Raw genomic sequence first — 21,948 nt, forward strand, 5'->3', positions numbered from 1 at the left:
GCATTTTCGGCTGGTTTAGAGCACCAGCAAGTAAACTTTCCGACTGTATGCGATTATTAACACTTTTACAGAGGGCTATTAAAAATATCGCTCAACTCATGCTCTTTAATATTCCAGCGAGCTGCTTCACCCAACTCATTTTGAAGCTCGGTAAATATATGGGCTGTTCTTGGGCTAATAAAAGGACTCTTTTTAGAAATAGGTTGATTAGATTTAATCGGTTCCTTTCTAAACTCATATCCCCGGTTTGCAATGGCGGCAAGACTTAATGAGATATTCGTATTTTTGATTTTATGCCATATTTCTCTTTGCGATTCTACAGGCATCCTTTCGCCAAGGGTAATGGACTTTATCGCAGCTGAGGGAACGTCCAATACATAAACGGGAAAACCATTATATTCACCAACTTCCTTACAATCAGATAGATTTCTAACGATTCTACATTCTTTTTCATATTCCCAGTCCTTGGGTTTTACACAAAGTTCGGCTATCGGAATTGGTGGCTCACCACTTAGGTAAGAACTGATGTCCTTCTTAGGTCTATTCTCTCGATAATCTATATCAATTAGACCCATGAAGAATTCATGCTTTTCATCAAACTCTATAACGGCTCCGGAGTACTCACCAGCATAGTGAGACCACATTAATAGAGACGACTCATTTTTAGATAAACACAAAATGCCAAAGGATTGATTCAACTCGCTTAAAATTTTTCTAGAATTTACGTCATTACAATGGTCAGACTCAAAGTCAACGGCTAATTCACCAACACTCGGCTGCCTTCTTGGTGCAATGGGATCAAAGCTGATAGATATATCTTTAGGTTCGAAATCTTCTGGTACATGTAGTTCAGGTACCATCTCAAAAGGATCGTTAAATGCCCCTGGCTGAGTAAACCTGACCGTTCCGTCTAAAACTCTAAGCGCATTTTCGGTTGTCAAATATTTATACAGAGACACAGTCTGTCCTTGAATGTTAACCTTTAGCATTTATACGGCATGCTATTTGTGACGTATAAATACCCTATTGGACTAAGCTGATGGCCACGCCTAATCCGTTTATTTGATATCATTAATGCTAAAGGAAATTGCATTTTGAAGGAAGTCGTTTTTGTAACAAACAATTTAAGTTTAGTCCTAAATCACCGACCCTGTCTATACTCGCTTCACGTTTCTAATATGGTCTTTTAGTTGTTAGAAATCTTGTATTCTTGCGAGCCTGTACGCCATTGTCATCTAACCTTCGCTGGCGGTGGTTAAATCCGCGTAATCGGATATTTCGGTGTTATTCGAATGAATTCGAACCTACAAAGGGACATTACATTGTAGTGAACACGCGATAGCACCGCCAAATGACCAAGCTGTTGCGAATCACGCCCCACTCTCTTGTTAACTGGCTGTTAGACCAGTCTTATTTCTAACTTTTTTCCTAAAGCTGACGCAAACTTCTCTAAAGTTGATAGTTTTACGTCTCCAGAATGATTTTCAATTCGTGAAATTGCACTTTTTTGAGTATGCAGTTTATCGGCAAGATCCAACTGTGTAAGGCCAGCACTCTTGCGTGCTTCTCTAAGCAACACGCCAAATTTAAACGCCTGATATCCTTCATCCGATCTTCCGCACTTAATTATAGATACAGGATATTTTGTGTGGTTGCGGCCCTAAATTTTTAAGTAGATCTGTTTGTTCGATAAGCTTATCCTGTTTTACGCGCACGACAAATGCCACCGCATAGCAGTGTATTTTTCTTCAAGTGATGGCTAGCTCAGTTGATATATATCTAAAGCTTCTTTGCCAAATAAGCGAATGATTTTCTCTTCTCTTTCACTGATATTCGCGACCCCAATGCCTTGTGTTCCTAAATCAACATAACTTATCCCTCGCAGCATTTGAAAGACCCAGCGTAATGTAGGCGATTGCGTGGGGTGCCCTAACTGATTGGGCAAGGTTTCGTCTTCTTTTGTTAATCTCGCTCTCAATTCGTATTGACCTAAGTTGTAAACCAGCAACGATAAACTCATGACCATCAGTAATGCGTCTATCCGTTGTGGGTTTTGCAGGTAAATGCGATTGCTTTGAAAGGATTTGTCTTTCATGAACCTGAAACCATTTTCAACTTGAGATTGTTGCTTGTATTCCTTAAGCATTTGCGCGGGTGTTAAACTCGTTTTATTTGTGGCTAAGACGAATCGACCAAGTGGGTGCTTCGCTTGGGCTATGGCTTCTGCGTTTTCTACAATGTCTGCTATGACCCGGTAACCTTTGAGTTTTTTATCTTCTGGCTTCGGTCTTCCTCGTTTTTCGTATCCCCATTGAGCCTCTATTTCGCGTTCAACAACTTGGTGATACTTCGCTTTTTTAGCGGTATTTTTAAGTGCCTGTCTCGCGTCATGCTCACACGCATACAATGTCCCTGATACTTTTTTCAATGCGCGAGTTAATGCTTGATGTGCGTTATCGATTTTCTTTTCCAATGTTTTCAGTTGGCGAGCTTTACCTTGCTCAGAGCTGTATAGCACCCAGTTTTCATTCGGGCTGTCTTTGTCTTCATCGTTAATTTTGGCGTAACGATAACCGTTATCTAATTCGCACCATTCAAAAGCATCATCGCTTTTCGCACTATTTTGCTTAACTATGTTTAAGGTGGCTGGCACGCGTGTCAGCCAATTCACGTTGGCATTTTGAAGCTTATTCGTGTTGTACAGCGCTGAATCAGCTACCCATAACATGTCTTCGCTATTATTGAGTTCTTCAATGAAGTTACGCATATAAGCAATGCTGTCATGAAATATCGTTTTGTCTGCTGCATTACCGTCATAACTTTCATAATAAATCGGAAGTCCTGCTGGGCCGTTGGTAATGAGATTAACAACCACTTGTTTCAAGTCGGGGCGATGGTCTTTGGAATACCCTTGTTTAGGTATTGGGGCATGCTTCCAATCACCATTGTATTCACCGAATAAGGCTAAGCTGGTGCTATCTAAATGATGGCTGGTGCTTAATAAGCCATGCTCTTGAATAATTTCAAAAGCTAACTGACTAAATAAACGTGTCGTCCCGTGTTGATTCAGTTTATCAAGACATCGACCCAGCGCATCCTCATTCATATCATCGGCACAAAGCCCTGGCGCTATCAATGCCTCTATCGGTTTGTCTTTAAAAAAGTCTGGGGTCATATACAAAGTCGCATTGGTGAACCCAAGACCATTCAGGATTAGCGCGCAGATCCGCTGCCCATACGTAGACTTGGTTCGTTTATCCAATTTAATCGGCAGCATCAGGTCAATTCGCTGTGCAATTTTGTACTTTTTCAATAACGCAGCGACTAAACCAAGGTGATCCATAGATTGAATAGAGACTTGTTTGATTTGGGGCATTAATGGATCTGATAAATATAATGACAAGGATATTGTTATCTTAGCGAAGCTGTTTGAAATACTGTGTGATCTGTAGCGTGAATAAGGGTGATCTTTTACTTCAATGCTTGTGATCTATTTCGCACAATAAAGTGACTTGCTAAATTTTCAACATTTGAGATTAAAGTACGGAAGATGGGCTTCATCTAAGTTTTCAGCGAATTCAGAATCATTGCTTTTCCGCTTAACTAAATATTTTTGAAGATCACTCATTATGATTTCCTCCGCAAATAATCTCTCTTACGACTTTCTGCTATTTTGATTTCTTTAGCTGGTGTTTTTTGGGTTTTCTTTTGAAAACCATGGTTTAAAATCACTAAATTATCACCTTCAAAAAACCAAGAAGCCTAAAAATATCCCCGCTTACCTGAACTCTGATTTCCCAAATACCATCAGTATTAACAAGCTTTTTTAAATAAGTTGTAGGTACAATATCCAATTCTTCAACTAATTGGAGCACCCAAACAACTTTTTTTGGGCTTGTTTACCGTTTAAAGAATCCAAGAACTCCTCAACAGGGCATTTTCCATCTTCTGTTCGGTAAAAGTTTATATTTTTCATCTGCAAGAGGTTAACATGGAGGTGAACTTTGTCAATTATTTCAAATATCGTAATGTCTATTTGATAGGTTTAAGCCTGCAATAGGGTCGTGTTGCGATTCGCTGCGCTCAGGGCAACCTACGGGTAACTTTTTCAAATCCGTTTATGATTGCTTTGTACTCATAATGGTAGAGAACAAAAAGCTAAAAAGGGATTTCAAAATCGTCGTCAATTGCCATCTCTCTTTCTTTCATTCGCTTTTGTTTAGTAGCTAAATCATTTGCCGCTTCGTCTTGCATTCTTTGGTCAAGAACATCCCACATTTCGTTTTGATGCAGAAATATAGGATCGGCATTCTCTGCTAGCCATTCATCAACTGGTAGGCCGTCTATCGTCGGCTGACGCTTTACCTTAACTTGCTTACCATTAATAAAAATCGTTTCAAATTGCTTTTTACGTTCGGCTTTTTCTCGCTTTTGCTGCGCGGTTAACTTACGTTTCACTTTGGTTTTTTTTTAATTTAGTTTTTTCGATTTTGCTTTGGCCATCAAATTCTCTTAATTTTGCTGAATATACTCACTGGCTGTCATTTTGTGGTAAATCACATGTTTATGCAGTACATGGCAAGGTGACGGATCTACCACTTCAATCGGCAATTCTCGCTCACGGGCGATCTCTAATGCCATTTGGGTAATATTGACACTAAATGAAGTTCCCATAAAAACGATTTTTTCTGCATCCAACATCATTTGTTGCGCCCGACTGATTTGGTACAGTTCGGTATAATATTCGTCAAACAACAATACGTAAGGTTTATACGATACGTTTAGCTCTGGTCCTTTGCTGGATATTTTAAAACAATCCAGTAGTGATTGAGTCAAGTGGCTTTCGTCAACTTCATGCCAAGGCGCAGTGATACGCTCAACAGGTTCGCCTTGTACGTGAAACAAGGTTATTTGGTCTATGCGGCCATGAATAGACACATAATCCGGATTGCCTGCCTTGCCATCTAAACCATCTATATTTTGTGTGATCAATGACTTGTCCGATAACCAATAATGAACACTATTTGGTCCGTGATGGCGGTAGGTCACAAATCTTTGGTAGTACCAAGCTAAGAACTCAGCAGGATTTTGTTGATACATGGCCCGAGTTGCCATTTGTTGCGGAGTGTAATTCCGGCTACCAATAGTCCAATAACCGTCTTCACCGCGAAAGGTCGGTATACCACTTTCGGCACTCACTCCAGCGCCTGTGATGTATAAAGTATTCATCGCATTTTCCAATAGAAATCAGCTCAATAGCAAACATAAATATCAAGTATGTACAAACCTATTGCAGTTTTTGACAATCCTTGGGAAAGTGAATGCAAAGGATCACATGTATTGTCATGGAGATAAATGTCATGGAGTTAACTATGCTTGATATTGGCGTTACCACACCGGTTTTACTCTTCCCTGCAATTTCATTGCTGTTACTGGCCTATACCAACCGCTTTATCGTAATAGCCAATCTAACGCGATCTTTGTATAGCCAATATAAAGCAACCGCAGATGACACCATGTGTTCACAAATCAAACACCTCAGGCTTAGAATAAAACTTATCCGCCACAAACAAATGTGGGGAGTCGTTGCATTTATCGCTTGTACACTGGCCATGTTATGCAATTTAGGCGGCCAAATTCAAGCCGGCTATGTTTTCTTTGTATTAAGTTTACTGACTTTACTGATTTCTCTACTCATTTGCTTTGTTGAAGTGTATATCAGTGGTTATGCCTTAAATAAACAGTTGGAAAATCTCGGCCAACTTAATGAGTAACGAACCTAGACTTAAAATAAAGGTATTCCTATCTGATTAAGAAGACTATAGACATATAGGGATGTCGTCATGCATGATAAGCATTAATTATTGGCCAATCTACCTATCACAGCCAAGCAAGGAAAGATAATGAAATACGTGGAAGTGATCGCAGATCAAAAGAGTCTCGACACCGTTAAATCCATCTCTGAAAAAGTCAAAGCCAAAGACTTTCGGCAAAGCCAAGTTAATGAAGATGGTTCGCAGCAAATGCGCTTATTAGTTGACGATGCCAGTTTACAAAACACCCTAGATTTATTGCAGCATGTATTAGGTGCTCAGCCTTCAGCCAAAATATTTGTTATGCCAATAGAGGCTTATCTGCCCAAGTCAAACGGGGTTGTCAAAACCAAAAATCGCTCACAATCTATTGCCCGTGAATCTATGTATCAGGAGATAGAAAAAGGTGCACAATGTGATGCCAATTTTTTCTTACTGGTTTTTCTATCCACTGTGGTGGCAGCCATTGGTTTATTGGAAAACAATGTCGCCGTTGTTATTGGTGCTATGGTAATAGCCCCACTGCTAGGGCCTAATTTAGCACTCAGTTTGGGTACAGCTTTGGGTGATCTTGAACTCATGCAAAAGTCGGTCAAAACCTTAGTGTTAGGTATTAGCTTGGCTTTTGTTATGTCTATTTTAATTGCTATTTGTTGGCCGTCGAGTATCTATAGCCATGAGTTGTTGTCACGCACTGATGCCAGTTTAGATTCTGTTGCCCTCGCTTTAGCATCTGGCGCGGCTGCCACTTTATCGTTAACGACGGGGTTATCTGGTGTTTTGGTGGGAGTGATGGTGGCCGTTGCTCTATTACCACCCACAGTGACTGCTGGGATCATGCTAGGTAATGGCGATCTTAAACTCGCAGGTGGCGCACTATTATTATTGGCTATCAATATAGTCAGTGTAAACGTAGCTAGTAAAGCCGTGTTTCATTTTAAAGGGGTTCGCCCGCGAACTTGGCTCGAAAAAGAAAAAGCCAAACAAGCTATGCGCCGTTATTTAATTGGCTGGTTGGTCACCTTATTAGCCTTGTCAGTCATTATTTACTTTAAATAAGCTAGCTTTGATGGCTCCGCCTTGATGATACCCCCCAAAACGGCTAGGTATTAAGGCTTAAAACAATAGGGAGCAACACCGCTTGCTCCCTATTATTGTCAATGACGATGCATTTTCGCTTGAAAAGCGCTTGATTGCGCCCCTAATGTAAATGAAGGATCAACATAACCTTTAAAGCAATTCATCATCCATGGAAAAGTATTAGTTACGTAATATCCATATTGGCCATCGACTGTCATACCATTACATTCATCCAGATCACCACTACCAGCGACATATTGCCAATCACCTCTAAATTGCCCGTCATAGTTGTCACTCACCACTGTACCATTGCCAGCCGTTGGGGTTAAATAATTGCCCTGAGTTTGCCGTTGACCACCATTGTTTTTTAAAGCATAACTGGCAGTAACGGTACGAATTTCACCACTATTTGCATCTTTGATACAAGAACCAAAAACAGGATAGCCATCTGCTGCAAAACCTATCACCGCCGACGGATGAGTTGCCAAAGCGCAATCTTGTTCAAACAGTGCGACAGGATTACCATGATAATGATATAAACCGCTTGGCTGCGGATGGGCGTTGTGCCTATCTGTACCAAATTGATTACTAGCCGCCATAGGGTCATATCGCCAAGGATGACTATTATCGTGACAACCGACCTTTTCCTGCCCTAATGGCTCTGGACCTTGGTTGTAACAAGCAGCCGCCAACATATCAACTTCTACCCCATTCAGTAAAATAGCATTGGTTGTGCCTAAACTGAGTTGAGTCGCGCTAGGTGCCACTTGGGGTTGTTGTGGAATACGATAAAGAATATTCACTTCACTCACGCCGTTGGCAAAGGTGGCTGAGTTGTCATTAAAATTATGATTGGGAATGGCGTTTGACTCGATCACACAAGAATCTGCGTTTTCTGTCATCGTTACGTGTCCAGCGAAGTCAAGATTACGTTGCTCATCTTTAACATTTGAAGAAAAGCTACCCAAATAATCAACACAGCTCACACTGCGGTTAACAAAGGTCATATTGGTAATATCGACAGCCCCATTACTAGCCACCACTGAAACAACGGCCGCATCGCTCACCAATTCACCGTCACTAACGGCTAGGCTAATTTGATACGTACCCGCCATGTCAGGATTAAACTGCGATGTCTCGCTGGTACTCGAACGTAATTCGACTTGGCTAAACTCAGGCCGTTCAATAATTTGCCAGTGATAAATTAAGGTGTCATTTTCCGGATCAAAACTTGCACTACCATCCAGTAATACTGTTGCTCCTGTATTAACGGTTTGATTGCTTCCCGCGTTAGCAACGGGTGGCTGATTGATCACCACGGCAACCGCGGTTACCTTAATACGTGTGGTTGGGCTATTCGCTTTGCCATCATTGACTTGCAACCACACTTGGTAGTCTCCCACTATATCAGTGGTGAACTGACTAGTAACACTCTGCGTTTGACTAAGCACGGCTTGGCTATTATTCGGTGGCGTCAAACGCCAAGAATAAGATAATGAGTCGTTATTGCGATCATAACTTGCAGCACCGTCGACAAGGACAACATCCCCCACGGTAACTTGGCTTACGCTAGTGATCACTGCCGTTGGCAAAATATTGCGAGCATTGATAATGGCTTGAGCCGTGGCGCTGTTGTCGATACCGTCGCTCACCATTAAGCTTATTGTATAATCACCATCCACATCTGGCGTAAACTGCGGATTAACTATATTCGCATCAGATAACTCGGCTGAGCTGCCATTTGGGGCGCTCAAAAGCCAAGAGTAACTCAAAGGCTGCTGATCCAAATCGACACTTTGACTACCATCAAGTTGCACGACATGCCCTGTTAACACATTTCGATCTTCGCCCACATCGGCTATCGGTTTATTATTTACGGTAGCTGGGGTAACCGAAATACGCAGCGAATCAACAGAGCTAGTATTAACACCATCGCTCACGCTTAAACTAATGTCATAGTCTCCAACAACATCTGGCAAAAACGTAGTTGTTACTTGTGAATCGTTAGATAACACAGCTTGGCTGCCACTCGGTGAGGTTAATTGCCAAAGGTAAGTGAGTTTATCGCCTTCAGGATCTGAACTTTTTCCCGCATCCAACTGCACGGTTTGCCCTAATGTAACTAACGTATTAGTAACGCGATCTAAACCCACAACCGCTGTCGGCGCTTGGTTTACCGAACTGGCAATGGCCGTTACCAGCAGAGTATCGACAGCTTGTTGTCCATTACTGTCAATCACTGTTAGCTTAAGTTGATAAATACCGCTAACGTCAGGTGTAAAAACGCAACTGATTTCCTTGCTACTCGATAACCTCGCTTGACTACCCTGTGGCACGGTTAACGACCATAAATAGCTAACCTGTGTATTAGAACCAGACTCGGCTGACAGTGTCACAAGCTCACCGACTCGCACAGTCTGGTCAAGTCCCAAATTAGCCACCGGCTTTTGATTAGGGCTTAATACCTCAATGTTTAAACTATCAACATCACTTGTTAGTAAGCCATCACTTACTGTTAAACTCACTTGATAAATACCAGCAACATCAGGTGTAAATTGACTAAGCATTTGCGTAAAGCGTGTAGTGGCAAGTTGACTCGACGGCGGTGGCGTAACTAACCAAGTGTAAGTGCTAATAGTACCGTCGCTGTCATAACTCGAGCTGGCATTAAGTGTAACGGCCTGACCTAAATCAAGCGTTTGTGAACTACCCGCAACCGCAACTGGAGCTCGATTAAGCTCAGGGGTACTATCTTCACCTGAACCACCACAAGCTAACAGCAAAAAAGCGCCAGCTAAAAACCAGTAACGCCACAAACCAAAAACAAAGCCGCTACAACTCACAACACCCCCTAGATCACAAACGGTTAAACAGAAAAGTTAATTTGCCGAGGAGTAAGATTAAAATCACCACATGGGCGAATATCGAGTCGCGCCTCTTGATCCATCTCATCATCGTTAGAAAATGTGATAACTAGCTCTTTGTTAAATAATGCCTGAACAACCTGCTCGGCTTGTTCGGTTTGGTTAGTGTAAGAAGAATCAAAATCATGGCGGCGACTTAACCATTCTTTCGCCATGTTAATTAGGGTATCGCGATCAATAAGTTTAGGATCGATAAACATATAAATAGTGGAATAATTGCAAGCTAATTTCGCCTATGGTACTAAATCAACAAGCAGTCAGTTATTATAGTTTCTTCCACTACATTCGATAATACGCTTAAAGCACTATAGATATAGTCAAAGCGATCAGGTTTTAGGGGAAGCCGTCAAGCTTCGAGACCCCATGAGCATATGCTCTACTATGTGATTGGGGTGAGTAAGCGCTGACAATGAACCATAAGGCCTGAGCGAGAAGACTATAGAATGACAAAAAATACAGCATGAAAGATAACCACAAGATATTACTGACAAAATTCTTAATCCATTGTTTAGCCTTAATCCCTTTTATTCAAACTTATTATCTAGCTATAACGGATTTGTCTATTACCGATCCTGTCGAAATGGTTATCCACTTCACAGGCGAAGGCGCAATACAACTACTTATTTACACTCTGTGTATCGCTCCTGCGGCCAAAAAATTTAAACTCAGTTGGCTTATGCAAACCCGTCGCTTAATCGGGTTATATGTTTTCTTTTATGCCTTAGCTCATATTCTCAGTTTTTGGTGGTTTGAGTTAAACATGCAAGTCAGCTTATTTATACAAGAGTTGCTAGAGCGCCCTTATATTTGGGTGGGCTTAGGCGCATTTATTATATTAACCGCCTTAGCTGTCACCTCGCCCAATAGCATTCGCGCCAAAATGGGCAGAAAGTGGCAATCCTTACATAACTGGGTTTATTTAAGTTTAGTGCTGGCTTGGGTTCACTTTTATTGGGCGGTAAAAGCCACACCCAGCGAGCCCTTAGCTTTTTTAGCTGGCGTAATATTTGTATTTGCCATTCGTTGGCCAATGCTTAAAAAATGGCTGAAGGGTTTAAGAAAATTTTAGCGGTTACAGAAAAGAAAAAGCCTCAGCGACGACAAATCTGCTGAGGCAAACAGGTGCAAGTTAAGTCCATTTAATGAAACACAACAACACTAACAACAAAGAGACAACACACATTTAAACTCTAAGTCAGCCCACACACTAAGCCACTCCGAGGTCAAATTCTTTACATTAATAAGCTTTACGCTTACTTGACATTAAGACCCGTTAAATGCCCCGCTTTTACGGCTTGCTTTAACTTATCTAAATCAGTATTTAACTCGTCTAACGTCTGTTTTAGTTGCGGTAGCTGGCCTAAATCTTGTTCAGTCGCCGCTAACGCATCTTCAAATTTATGAGCGATACTCGCTAAGTTTGGTGGATTTAACGCATCATCTTCCATCGCACAAAAACCTTTATTTAAGCTTGATTTGTACTGCTGGTACTCCATGTTTTGTACCAACTCGCCAAGCTCTTTAACATGGTTTTAGTATCGTCAATAGATTGAAATTTCGCTAGGTTGTTAACGCCTTATTTACTGTGAGATATAACGTACAATCGTTAACAATTCACCACAAGAAATGACATTTTTATTACAGTTAGTTATAAAAACGTTTTTCTATGGCTGCAAGCGAGTGATTTGCCAGCGCTGTGCTTGAGGGTCAAGCTCATAAATAAACCGATCATGAATGCGATTTTCACCACCTTGCCAAAACTCAATTGACGTTGGCTTGACTCGGTACCCTCCCCAATGTGGCGGACGCGGCACGGGCTTGTCTTGATAAAACGCCATCAACTCATGAAATTTGGCTTCTAACGTTTCGCGGCTATCAACAGGTTGTGATTGTTGCGAAACAACGGCAGCGACTTGACTACTAATAGGGCGCGAAGCAAAGTAATTGTCGCTTTCATCATCACTGACCTTTTCAGCAACACCATTAACAATAATTTGCCGCTCCATAGCAAGCCAAGGAAACATCAAACACACCTGATTATTGTTGGCTATGTGTTGGCCTTTACGACTATGTTGGTTGGTGTAAAACACAAAACCTTGTTCATCGAACGATTTCATCAATACTGTGCGCTGATAAGGTTTATGTTGCTGATCAACCGTTGCGACAATCATGGCTGTGGTATCTTTAACAACCTTAGCTGCGACTAATTCATCGTACCAAAGTTGAAACAATCCGTAGGGCGACTCGGTTAGTGCCTGCTCGTTTAAGTGAGTTAGATCATACTCACGACGCACTTCATAAAAAATAGACATAATGGTTCACGAATTAAAAAAATCACTATATAGTCTTCTCGCTCAGGTCTTATGGTTCATTGTCAGCGCTTACTCGCCCCAATCACATAATAGAGCATATGCTCATGGGGTCTCGAAGCTTGACGGCTTTGCTTACATGGATGTAAGTACTTAGGTTTCGTCTGGAACTAGAAACCTGCCCCTAAAACCAGATCGCTTTGACTATAGATAATTGCGGTTTAGGTTAATTTTACCCTTTAAAATACAATTAACGAAAAAATACCCAAAAAAAAGCCCAGCAATATATAGCTGGGCTTTTTAACAATAACTGTAAAATTAGGCTTGCGTATCTACACTCGCGGCTGTCGAAACCATAACCATGGCCGGACGAATTAAACGCCCATTTAACTCGTAACCTTTTTGCATTACCGCAATGACCGTATTCGGCGCCACATCTGGGTTAGGCACCATAGACATCGCTTGATGAAACTCGGGATTAAAGGGTTCGCCCTCTGGGTTTACCTCCTTAACACCATGCTTTTCAAGTGCGCCTGTTAAACTTTTCAGTGTTAGCTCAACCCCTTCAATCATAGGTTTAAGCACTTCATTGTCTTTATCAGCGGCTTGCAAAGCACGTTCTAGGTTATCCGCAACATCAAGTAAATCTGAGCTGAATTTTTCTAACGCAAATTTACGGGCTTTTTCAACATCTTGAGCCGCACGGCGACGCATGTTGTCGACTTCCGCTTTTGCACGTAATACTGAATCTTGTTGATCAGCCACTTTGCGCTCGCTTGCTGCTAATTGCTCACTTAACTCTTTAATTTTCGCCTGCTCTTCCGTTAATACGTCTTCGCTATTTTCTACTTCAGGCGTTGTTTGGCCTTCAGCGCTTTCAACAGTTTGCTCTTTTTGTTCTTCTGCCGGAACTTCGCTATTGATATCTTGCTGATTGTCACTCATTTAAAAAAACTCCACTCAAATTCAATTCGCAAATACAGGGTAACCAAGCTTAAACTCAGTATTTTAGCTCTATGTGGGGATTAATCTGTTTGATTCAAGGCAGAACTTAACATTCTTGCCGTAATATCCACAATTGGGATCACCTTGTTGTAATTCATCCTAGTTGGGCCTATTACTGCTAAGCGACCGACCACTTCACCTTTGTTATGATAAGGCGCACTGATCACACTGCAATCTTGTAGTAAATCGATACCTGACTCTTCACCTATAAAAATTTTAACACCATCGGCACCTGAGCATTTTTCCATGATATCCATCACCAAATGTTTATCAGAAACCGCTTCAAACAGCGCTCTTAGTCGTTGCAACTCAGAACTAATATTCTCATCCAATAAGCGACTTTGCCCTGTGAGTAATACTTGATTTTCATCTTGACTGGTAAATGACAACGCAGCGGATGAAAGTTGAGCAACGTCTTTATTGGTTTGCTGAATGAGTTCGCGCATTTTTTGTAAGCCAGCATCCAAAGACTTGCCAACCATAGCTAAATTCATCACCTGAATTGTTTGCTGTAAAACCGTATCTGAAACGTTTTGTCGAGTTTCGATCACTCTATTTTGCACTTCACCGTCATGCATAACGATGACACAAATCAGTCGAGTTGGGGTTAACTTAAATAATTCAATTTTATCAATTTTGACTTTATTCAGTTTGGGTACGGTCACAATCCCTGTCATCGCAGTTAATTCTGACAGTAAACCTGAAGCATGCGCACATAATTCGGTTGATGAGGCTTGACAGCCTAACGCCTGCTGCATTTGTTGTTGAATATGTTGTTCAATGGGTGAGACTGTTAGTAACTGTTCAACAAAAAAACGTAAACCCGAAGCCGTTGGGATCCGCCCTGCCGACGTATGAGGAGACGCCAACAACCCCATTTTTTCAAGGTTCATCATCACATTACGCACTGTCGCAGGACTAGCACCAATTGCCGCTGAATGAGCCAAATACTTCGACGATACCGGTTGGCCGTCTCGTAAATAATGCTCTACTAACATTTTCATAATTTGAAGGTTGCGATCATTCATATATTGCGTAAATTTTGACCCTACTCAAATGAGTTATATGTTTAAAAATATAAAATTCAATGATTTAAAAAAATTACTGTACACTTGCTGTACACTTGCAATATCAATGTCATTTGTGAATATTCATGAACTCTAAATTTTCCACTGTCGGCCTCGTTGGCAAAGCAAATCAAGCCAGCTCAGAAACCTATATGCGCTTGCGTGAATTTTTGACGCAACGCGGTATCGAAGTGAAGGTTGCTCCCGGTCGTCAGTGTGATGACGAGCAAGCACGTCAGGAACAACTTATCGAATTAGGTCAGGCTTGTGATTTAGTCATTGTCGTTGGCGGCGATGGCAATATGTTGGGCGCAGCCCGCGCATTCTCTAAGTCACAAACCCCAGTTATTGGTGTTAATCGTGGTAACCTAGGTTTTTTAACTGATCTCAATCCCGATGCATTTGAAACCACATTAAGTCGAGTTTTGATGGGCGACTATCGCTCAGAAAAACGTTTCTTATTAGATGTCACCTGTAAAAGTGCCAACGGCTTTGTTAGCAGTAGCGCTGTCAACGAAGCTGTTTTGCATTCTGGTCAAGTTGCACAGATGATTGAGTTCGAAGTCTATATAAATGACAACTTTATGTTTAGCCAACGGGCTGACGGCTTAATAGTATGTACACCAACAGGTTCAACCGCCTATTCATTATCGGCTGGTGGTCCAATACTCACGCCAGACCTTGAAGTACTGTGTTTACAACCTATGTTTCCGCATTCGTTGTCTCACCGACCGATTGTCGTAGATGCGAACTCTTGCATTCGCCTAGTTATTTCCAAGCCGCAAAACTCAATGACAGTAACCTGTGACGGCCATAACGCCATGCCGTTGGCAAAAGGTGATGAGATCCGAATTAAAAAGCAAGAAGAGAAACTCACGTTACTGCACCCTAAAGATTACAGTTACTACAATGTTATCCGCCGTAAACTGAACTGGGGCAGCAAACTTTATTAACTTGTATTTACGTTGGCATCCTTAATTTTAAAAGATGCCAACTTTCCTCTAATTCTTGTCGATATTTCCTTTTTACGCTCTTGACCATACAGTATTTATACAGTATAAAACAACTGTAATTTCAACCAGTATAACTAAACACAAAGGCGCTTGAGAATGTTAACGCAACTGTTTGTTAAAGACTTTGCTATCGTTGAGAACCTTGATATTGAATTTCAACCTGGCATGACCACCATTACAGGAGAAACCGGAGCCGGTAAATCCATCTCTATCGATGCTTTAGGTTTATGCTTAGGCGACAGAGCCGAAGCCGGCATGGTACGCAATGGCGCAAATAAAACAGAAATAGCCGCCACTTTTAATATTCAAAATATCAGCGCAGCCCAACAGTGGCTGGTTGAAAATGAACTACTGGATGAAGGCGAGTACGAATGTATTATTCGCCGCACCGTGAGTGCTGAAGGCCGTTCGCGCGCTTATGTCAATGGTGCGCCAGTTGCCGCCCAACAACTTAAAAGTTTAGCTCGCCACTTGGTGAATATTCATGGTCAACATGCCCATCAACTACTGGTTAAACCTGAATACCAACTCAGTTTACTTGATGATTTTTCGGGGCATACTCAATTATTAGAAAACAGCCTTAACAGCTATCAGTATTGGGCCATGCAACGTAATGAGTTAGCCAAATTAAAAGAGCAAGAACAGCAACGAGCAGACAGATTGCAGCTTATTGAATATCAAGTAGCAGAACTCGATGAATTTGCCTTAGTGGAAGGTGAGTTTGAACAAATTGAAGCTGAGCATAAACGCTTATCCAATGCGGTCAATTTACTTAATGAAAGTCAAATGGCCATGACCATGCTCTATGATAGTGATGAACACAGTGCGTGTGGCTTGGTGCAAAGTATCGCCAACAAATTGAGTAACCTAGCGTCAACAGACGCGGCGATTAATGGCGTTGTGTCTATGCTCAGTGAAGCCAGTATCAACCTGCAAGAAGCCAGCAACGAATTACGCCACTATGTAGACGGTATTGAACCTGATCCAGAGCGCTTAATGCAGCTAGAAGATCGCATGTCTACCGCCATGGAATTATCACGTAAACACAGGATCGCCCCTGAACTACTTTATCAAGAACATGAAAAACTCAGTGCAGAATTACTAGAGCTAAAATCATTTGGTGAACTAGGTGAAACGTTAGCGCTAGAAGTCGAAAAAGCCGAACAACGCTATTGGCAAGCGGCGGATGAATTACATGCGAGTCGCTGTGCCGCTGCACAAAAGCTATCTAGCCTGATCACTGCCAGTATGCAAGAGCTCAATATGGCACAGGCAGAATTTAAAATCCAAGTCGATAAAACCACAACGCCCAGTAAACTTGGCTCAGACAATATCGAGTTTTTAGTTTGCGCTAATTTAGGTCAAAGCCTGCAACCTATTAGTAAAGTTGCCTCAGGTGGTGAACTATCGCGCATAAGTTTAGCTATTCAAGTGATAACCGCTGAAAAAGTCGATACCCCTACCTTAATATTTGACGAGGTCGATGTCGGGATAAGTGGTGCAACGGCCGCTGTTGTTGGTCAAATGCTACGCCGTATTGGTGATAATACCCAAGTGGTTTGTGTCACTCATTTACCGCAAGTTGCCGCTTGTGGTCATAACCAAATGCAAGTGAGCAAACATAACGAAGCCGACCGCACCCATACTAAAATGTTTACCTTAGATAATGATTCCCGAGTGGTTGAACTGGCTAGGTTACTTGGTGGTGACAAATTAACCGACACCGCCATTGCCAATGCGAGAGATTTATTGGCCGGTTAAGACTTAATAATGTCTATTTGATAGGGTTAACGCAGTAACATGGTCGGGTTGTGGTTTGCAGCTTCAAGACGACCGACGGCAAATTTATTTCAAGTTCTGTAATGTCTATTTGATCGGCTTAAACCTGCAATAGGGTCGTGTTGCGATTCGCTGCGCTCAAGGCAACCTACGGGTAACTTTTTCAAATCAGTTTATGTCCGCTCTTTAACCGATTAACTATATTCCCTAGCGAGTTGAGGTTTTATCCTTTTCCGGCTTTCGGTATAGTTTCGGCCATTGTGATTAAAACTCGACTTTTTGGACACTCACCCTATGTTAATGCTTGTTTCTCCAGCCAAAAACCTTGATTTCGATACCCCTGCACCAACCCAAGTTTTCAGCCAACCTGAATTACTTGAGCATAGCCAAGAGCTAATTGAGGTGTGTAAGCAACTTGCTCCGCAAGAAATAGGTTCGCTAATGAAAATTAGCGACAAACTAGCCGGATTAAACGCAGCACGGTTTGCTGAATGGTCACAACCATTTAATCAAGACAATGCCAAGCAAGCGGTATTTGCCTTTAACGGCGATGTTTATACTGGGTTAGATGCTAATAGTCTTTCTGCCACTAAAATTGAATTTTGCCAACAGCATTTGCGCATTTTGTCGGGGCTATATGGTTTATTAAAACCACTTGATTTAATGCAAGCCTATCGTTTAGAAATGGGTACTAAGTTGGCAAACGACCGTGGTGCAAACTTGTACCAATTTTGGGGTGAAGAGATCACCAATAAACTTAACCAAACTTTGACTGAACTTAACAGTGAAACGCTAATTAACTTGGCTTCGAATGAATACTTTAAGTCAGTAAAACCTAAATTACTCAACGCAAAAATTATCACGCCACAATTTAAAGATTGGAAAAATGGCCAATATAAGATGATTAGCTTTTTTGCCAAAAAAGCCCGTGGCATGATGGTGCGTTATATTATCGATAATCAAATCACAGATATCGAGGGTATATTAAAATTTGATATTGCTGGCTATCAATATAATGCCGAGCTATCAAAGCCTGACGCGCCTGTATTTACAAGGAAAGAAGCCGAGTAACTCTGGCCATGCTAAGGGCTACCTAAAAGAAGGGTAGTCCGACAACTTAACCCTCTGCTCTTTATCTTTGCACTCCCCACTACAAAAATCACCAACACAAAAACCAAGCATATAAATAGTTAGATCGATAATTAATAAAAACCACTTATTTAATACAAAAATAACTAACAATTTCTGCCATTCTTCTATTAATTATAGATTTAATTTAAATTATGCGATAAAAAGCTAGTTTACCCTTGATTGTAAACACAAATTATTTTCAGTCGGCCAAAAATTATTTGGCAATTTTGCGTAATGTCATGTTTTAAACAATAATTAATTAAATGCGCCCGCAAACCTAGTAGGAGTAGTGTAATGGCAAAAATCTTAGCAGTAGACGACCAACTTGTTATGCGACAAATGGTGAGTGTGGTACTTGAAAAAGCAGGCCATACGGTGACTACGGCTGAAGATGGTGTGCAAGGATTAGCTGCGGCAAGAAAAGAACATTTTGATTTAATTATTAGCGACGTCAATATGCCAAACATGGGTGGCATTAGTTTTGTTGGTAAAATTAAACGTATGGAAGCATACCAATACGTACCAATTTTAATGTTAACCACAGAAAGCAGTCAGTACCGTAAAGACAAGGCTCGACAAAGTGGGGCTAGTGGCTGGTTAACTAAACCTTTTGATCCACCTAGATTAGAAAATGCGGTTAATCGACTCATCTCGAAAACCGCGCATTAATAGTTCATCCCTTAAGGCAGCTATTTGAGCTAATTGTATTAGCGTCTTTTAGCTGCTTTTTTTTGCTTGCCTTTAATCACTCGATTACGTGTAACGCCTGGTTTAGATTTAGGCTTTTTCTTCTTGGCTGGGGGTTTAGCTTCTTTATTTTTTGGCTCCAACCCTTCAACAGCACGACGCTTTAATTTTTGTTGAGTATAGCGCTCTACTTTGCCAAGGATTTCAGCTTCGTGAGCTTCAACAAAAGAAATAGCCGTGCCTTTTTTCCCTGCTCGCCCTGTTCGGCCAATCCGATGAACATAAACATCAGCGGTTCGTGGCATATCAAAATTGAACACATGGCTAATATCATCAACATCAATCCCGCGCGCTGCCACATCGGTCGCTACTAAGGTTTTAACTTTATTGTTATTAAACTTATCAATTGATTGTAAGCGTTTATCCTGCGGCATATCACCTTGCAACCAACAGCAAGACAATTGAGCTGCACCAAGTAAACCCACCAATTCATTTACCCGTTCACGGGTTTTAACAAATACAACTGCCTTAGTTACGTTAGGATCGCGTAACCAATGCGTTAAAATAGCTAGCTTATGCTCACGACTATCGGCAAGGTGGATCCATTGATGAATTTTATTACTTTCTTTACGCGGAGGCTTGGCTTCTAGTTTAATCGGATCATTTAATACATCATTTGCAAACTTGATAACCCCACCACCTTCTAACGTCGCAGAAAACAGCATAGTTTGTTTACGATTAATCGACTCATCTGCCACACGCTGCATAGTGCCACGAAAGCCCATATCTAACATGCGATCGGCTTCGTCTAAAATTAACCATTCAATGTCACGGCAGTCAAATTTTTCTTCTTCAATATATTCCAGTAACCTGCCAGGAGTCGCGACTAATAAATCGACCTTAGTTTCCAGCAATTCTTTATGCGAACCATAGTTGATCCCACCGGTTACTAAGCCACATTTGAACTCGGTATATTTACTATACAGCAAGGCGTTATCGTATATTTGCACCGCCAGTTCACGAGTGGGTGCCATAATTAACACTCTAACACCCAAGGCATTTTTACTGCGTGGAAAATCTAGCAAGTGCTGCAATGCAGGTAATAAAAAAGCGGCTGTTTTTCCAGTTCCTGTCGGCGCACTACCCAGTATATCCTGTGCTTCCATGGCATGTGGGATCACCATTTTTTGAATTGTGGTTGGTGCTTTATACCCAGCTTCAGATACTGCTTGAATGATGGATTCATCTAATTCTAATTGTTCGAAACTGGTCATGTTTATCTCCTACAGAAAAGTGCGCGTATTCTAACGATAAGCCAGATACAAAAAAAGCCCGATGGCATCAACCAACGAGCTTTTTATCATTTATCTGCTTATTCACGCAGATTAGCTGGTTATCTATTGCGGAATTTCTCAATTAACGCATTAGTTGAGCTGTCACCATCTAAAGCAATAGAGCTGTCTTCAAGTTTAGCTAGTACATCATTACCTAATACTTTGCCTAACTCTACACCCCATTGGTCAAATGAGTTTATGCCCCAAACAATACCTTGTACAAACACTTTATGCTCATAAAGCGCAATTAAGTTACCTAAGGTTTTAGGCGTTAACTTGCTGAACAATAATGTATTGCTTGGCTTGTTACCTTCAAACACACGCTGAGGAATTTCTTTAGCAATCGCCTCTTCGCTAACGCCTTTAGCTAATAATTCGGCGCGCACTTCGTCTTCTGTCTTACCTTGCATTAACGCTTGAGTTTGACCAAAGCAGTTTGATGCTAACATAGCATGATGATTTGAGACTTCATGTTGCGAATGCAATGGCAACATAAAGTCGGCAGGAATAAGTACTTTACCTTGATGAATTAACTGATGGAAAGCATGCTGACCATTAGTCCCTTCGCCACCCCAAATAACAGGGCCAGTTTCATAATCTAAGTACTCACCGCTTGGCGTTGCTGACTTACCATTAGATTCCATATCTAACTGCTGAACATAAGCAGGGAATGCACGTAAATAATGGTCGTATGGCAACAATACGTGGCTTTGCGCACCAAAGAAGTTAATGTACCAAACGCCTAACAAGCCAAGAATAGCAGGCAAGTTTTCTTCTAATGGCGCGGTTTTAAAGTGGACATCCATTTCATAAGCACCTGATAACAATTCTTCAAAGTTATCAAAACCTAATGACAAGGCGATTGGTAAACCAATGGCTGACCATAATGAATAACGACCGCCAACCCAGTCCCACATAGGAAAGATGTTGTCTTCTGCAATACCAAACTCTGTTGCTTTAGCAATGTTTGAAGACACACAGACGAAATGCTTAGCGATATCATCAAATTTACCGCCGCTTTGTAAAAACCACTCACGGGCTGTTTCGGTATTTTTTAATGTCTCTTGTGTACCAAACGACTTAGATGACATAACCACTAAAGTACTTTCAGCCGGTAACGTTGCTAACACGTCATGAATGTGCGCACCATCCACGTTTGCCACAAAGTGAACTTTAATACCCGCTTGACGATAGGGTTTAAGCGCCTCGGTCATCACTTTAGGACCAAGGAAGGAACCACCAATACCAATGGCTAATACGTCGGTAAACGCTTTGCCCGTATAACCTTTACGCGTACCATCGTGTATTTCATTAACGAAAGACTTAATCTTAGCTAAAGTTGCTTTAACTTCAGGCATTACGTCTTGGCCTTCAACCATAACTGGCTCGCCAGATAAATTACGTAACGCTGTGTGCAATACTGCACGGTCTTCACTGGTGTTAATACGATCGCCAGCGAACATACCATCACGCTTAGCTTCTACTTGCGCTTCGCGGGCTAAGTCAAATAACTTAACCATGGTTTGTTCAGTAATACGGTTTTTTGAATAATCTAACTCAATATCACATGCTTTGGCAGAGAACTTATTAAAGCGCTCAGGATCTTGTGCAAACAGATCACGCATATGTAACGATTCGACTTCAGAGTAGTGTGTTTGTAAAGCTTGGTAGCTTTTGCTTTTATTAAATAGAGCCATAAAATATCTGCTTTGTTTATGTGGTCGGGGGGAACGAGCTGATTCTTGTTTTTAGTATGCTCAGCACTATTAAATTTTCAAATTGTTGAAAAAGGATGACAACAGGGAA

At 41.4% G+C, this 21,948-nt stretch carries 20 protein-coding genes and 1 pseudogene; 7 read left to right on the forward strand and 14 right to left on the reverse strand.

Annotated elements, in window-relative coordinates:
* Window positions 1–65: 65 nt before the first annotated feature.
* From C2869_RS17965 to C2869_RS17990, 6 genes and pseudogenes are all read right to left on the reverse strand, one after another.
* Window positions 66–959 carry a DUF2971 domain-containing protein gene (locus C2869_RS17965; protein WP_108605114.1) on the reverse strand — a complete coding sequence of 298 codons (894 nt, stop codon included), beginning with the start codon at window positions 957–959 and terminating at the stop codon, window positions 66–68.
* Window positions 960–1,399: 440 nt separating this feature from the next.
* Window positions 1,400–1,579 carry a helix-turn-helix domain-containing protein gene (locus C2869_RS17970; RefSeq protein WP_228710700.1) on the reverse strand — a complete coding sequence of 60 codons (180 nt, stop codon included), beginning with the start codon at window positions 1,577–1,579 and terminating at the stop codon, window positions 1,400–1,402.
* Between the two features lie 180 nt (window positions 1,580–1,759).
* Window positions 1,760–3,376 (reverse strand): IS1634 family transposase, encoded by a 1,617-nt coding sequence (locus C2869_RS17975; RefSeq protein ID WP_159083991.1) that lies wholly within the window; start codon window positions 3,374–3,376, stop codon window positions 1,760–1,762.
* A gap of 251 nt (window positions 3,377–3,627) precedes the next feature.
* Window positions 3,628–3,878, reverse strand: a pseudogene (locus tag C2869_RS23170) (type II toxin-antitoxin system RelE/ParE family toxin); the annotation flags it as partial.
* Window positions 3,879–4,158: 280 nt separating this feature from the next.
* Complete coding sequence (locus tag C2869_RS17985) at window positions 4,159–4,458, reverse strand: hypothetical protein (protein WP_108604250.1); 300 nt, start codon at window positions 4,456–4,458, stop codon at window positions 4,159–4,161.
* 54 nt (window positions 4,459–4,512) lie between these two features.
* Window positions 4,513–5,229 (reverse strand): SIR2 family NAD-dependent protein deacylase, encoded by a 717-nt coding sequence (locus C2869_RS17990; protein ID WP_108604251.1) that lies wholly within the window; start codon window positions 5,227–5,229, stop codon window positions 4,513–4,515.
* Between the two features lie 92 nt (window positions 5,230–5,321).
* On the opposite strand from C2869_RS17990, the gene C2869_RS17995 reads away from it, so the two are divergent.
* Together C2869_RS17995 and C2869_RS18000 are read left to right on the forward strand one after the other, a co-directional pair.
* Entirely contained in the window at window positions 5,322–5,774 is a 453-nt protein-coding gene (locus C2869_RS17995) for a DUF2721 domain-containing protein (RefSeq protein ID WP_228710701.1), read from the forward strand.
* 129 nt (window positions 5,775–5,903) lie between these two features.
* Complete coding sequence (locus tag C2869_RS18000) at window positions 5,904–6,872, forward strand: TIGR00341 family protein (RefSeq protein ID WP_108604252.1); 969 nt, start codon at window positions 5,904–5,906, stop codon at window positions 6,870–6,872.
* Window positions 6,873–6,970: 98 nt separating this feature from the next.
* Here C2869_RS18000 and C2869_RS22515 read toward each other — a convergent pair whose 3' ends face one another.
* Both C2869_RS22515 and C2869_RS18010 read right to left on the reverse strand, forming a co-directional pair.
* Window positions 6,971–9,736: a PKD domain-containing protein gene (locus C2869_RS22515; protein ID WP_159084226.1), complete on the reverse strand. Its 2,766-nt coding sequence runs from the start codon at window positions 9,734–9,736 to the stop codon at window positions 6,971–6,973.
* Between the two features lie 23 nt (window positions 9,737–9,759).
* Window positions 9,760–10,017 (reverse strand): YheU family protein, encoded by a 258-nt coding sequence (locus C2869_RS18010; RefSeq protein ID WP_108604253.1) that lies wholly within the window; start codon window positions 10,015–10,017, stop codon window positions 9,760–9,762.
* Between the two features lie 260 nt (window positions 10,018–10,277).
* Between C2869_RS18010 and C2869_RS18015 the strand changes: the two genes are divergently transcribed.
* Window positions 10,278–10,886 (forward strand): protein-methionine-sulfoxide reductase heme-binding subunit MsrQ, encoded by a 609-nt coding sequence (locus C2869_RS18015; RefSeq protein WP_108604254.1) that lies wholly within the window; start codon window positions 10,278–10,280, stop codon window positions 10,884–10,886.
* 184 nt (window positions 10,887–11,070) lie between these two features.
* Here C2869_RS18015 and C2869_RS18020 read toward each other — a convergent pair whose 3' ends face one another.
* The 4 genes from C2869_RS18020 to hrcA form a co-directional block, all read right to left on the reverse strand.
* Entirely contained in the window at window positions 11,071–11,313 is a 243-nt protein-coding gene (locus C2869_RS18020) for a hypothetical protein (protein WP_108604255.1), read from the reverse strand.
* Between the two features lie 168 nt (window positions 11,314–11,481).
* A complete protein-coding gene (gene pdxH, locus C2869_RS18025) occupies window positions 11,482–12,129 on the reverse strand; it encodes a pyridoxamine 5'-phosphate oxidase (RefSeq protein ID WP_108604256.1) in 648 nt (215 codons plus the stop codon).
* A gap of 315 nt (window positions 12,130–12,444) precedes the next feature.
* On the reverse strand, window positions 12,445–13,071 hold the full coding sequence (gene grpE / locus C2869_RS18030) for a nucleotide exchange factor GrpE (protein ID WP_108604257.1): 627 nt from the start codon (window positions 13,069–13,071) through the stop codon (window positions 12,445–12,447).
* Between the two features lie 80 nt (window positions 13,072–13,151).
* Window positions 13,152–14,159, reverse strand: a complete 1,008-nt coding sequence (gene hrcA, locus C2869_RS18035; protein WP_108604258.1) for a heat-inducible transcriptional repressor HrcA — start codon at window positions 14,157–14,159, stop codon at window positions 13,152–13,154.
* A gap of 125 nt (window positions 14,160–14,284) precedes the next feature.
* Between hrcA and nadK the strand changes: the two genes are divergently transcribed.
* The 4 genes from nadK to C2869_RS18055 all read left to right on the forward strand — a co-directional run bounded on the left by nadK (window position 14,285) and on the right by C2869_RS18055 (window position 18,790).
* Window positions 14,285–15,151: an NAD(+) kinase gene (nadK, locus tag C2869_RS18040; protein ID WP_108604259.1), complete on the forward strand. Its 867-nt coding sequence runs from the start codon at window positions 14,285–14,287 to the stop codon at window positions 15,149–15,151.
* Window positions 15,152–15,307: 156 nt separating this feature from the next.
* Window positions 15,308–16,972, forward strand: coding sequence for a DNA repair protein RecN (gene recN, locus C2869_RS18045; RefSeq protein WP_108604260.1), 1,665 nt, complete (start codon window positions 15,308–15,310; stop codon window positions 16,970–16,972).
* A gap of 312 nt (window positions 16,973–17,284) precedes the next feature.
* Window positions 17,285–18,061 carry a peroxide stress protein YaaA gene (gene yaaA, locus C2869_RS18050; RefSeq protein WP_108604261.1) on the forward strand — a complete coding sequence of 259 codons (777 nt, stop codon included), beginning with the start codon at window positions 17,285–17,287 and terminating at the stop codon, window positions 18,059–18,061.
* A 354-nt stretch (window positions 18,062–18,415) separates the two neighbouring features.
* Window positions 18,416–18,790 (forward strand): response regulator, encoded by a 375-nt coding sequence (locus C2869_RS18055; protein ID WP_108604262.1) that lies wholly within the window; start codon window positions 18,416–18,418, stop codon window positions 18,788–18,790.
* 38 nt (window positions 18,791–18,828) lie between these two features.
* Here the strand turns inward: C2869_RS18055 and srmB are convergent, their stop codons facing one another.
* Entirely contained in the window at window positions 18,829–20,082 is a 1,254-nt protein-coding gene (srmB, locus tag C2869_RS18060; RefSeq protein WP_108604263.1) for an ATP-dependent RNA helicase SrmB, read from the reverse strand.
* 119 nt (window positions 20,083–20,201) lie between these two features.
* Complete coding sequence (gene pgi / locus C2869_RS18065; RefSeq protein WP_108604264.1) at window positions 20,202–21,839, reverse strand: glucose-6-phosphate isomerase; 1,638 nt, start codon at window positions 21,837–21,839, stop codon at window positions 20,202–20,204.
* Between the last annotated feature and the right edge of the window lie 109 nt (window positions 21,840–21,948).

It is taken from the genome of Saccharobesus litoralis (genome assembly GCF_003063625.1).
Classification (GTDB): domain Bacteria; phylum Pseudomonadota; class Gammaproteobacteria; order Enterobacterales; family Alteromonadaceae; genus Saccharobesus; species Saccharobesus litoralis.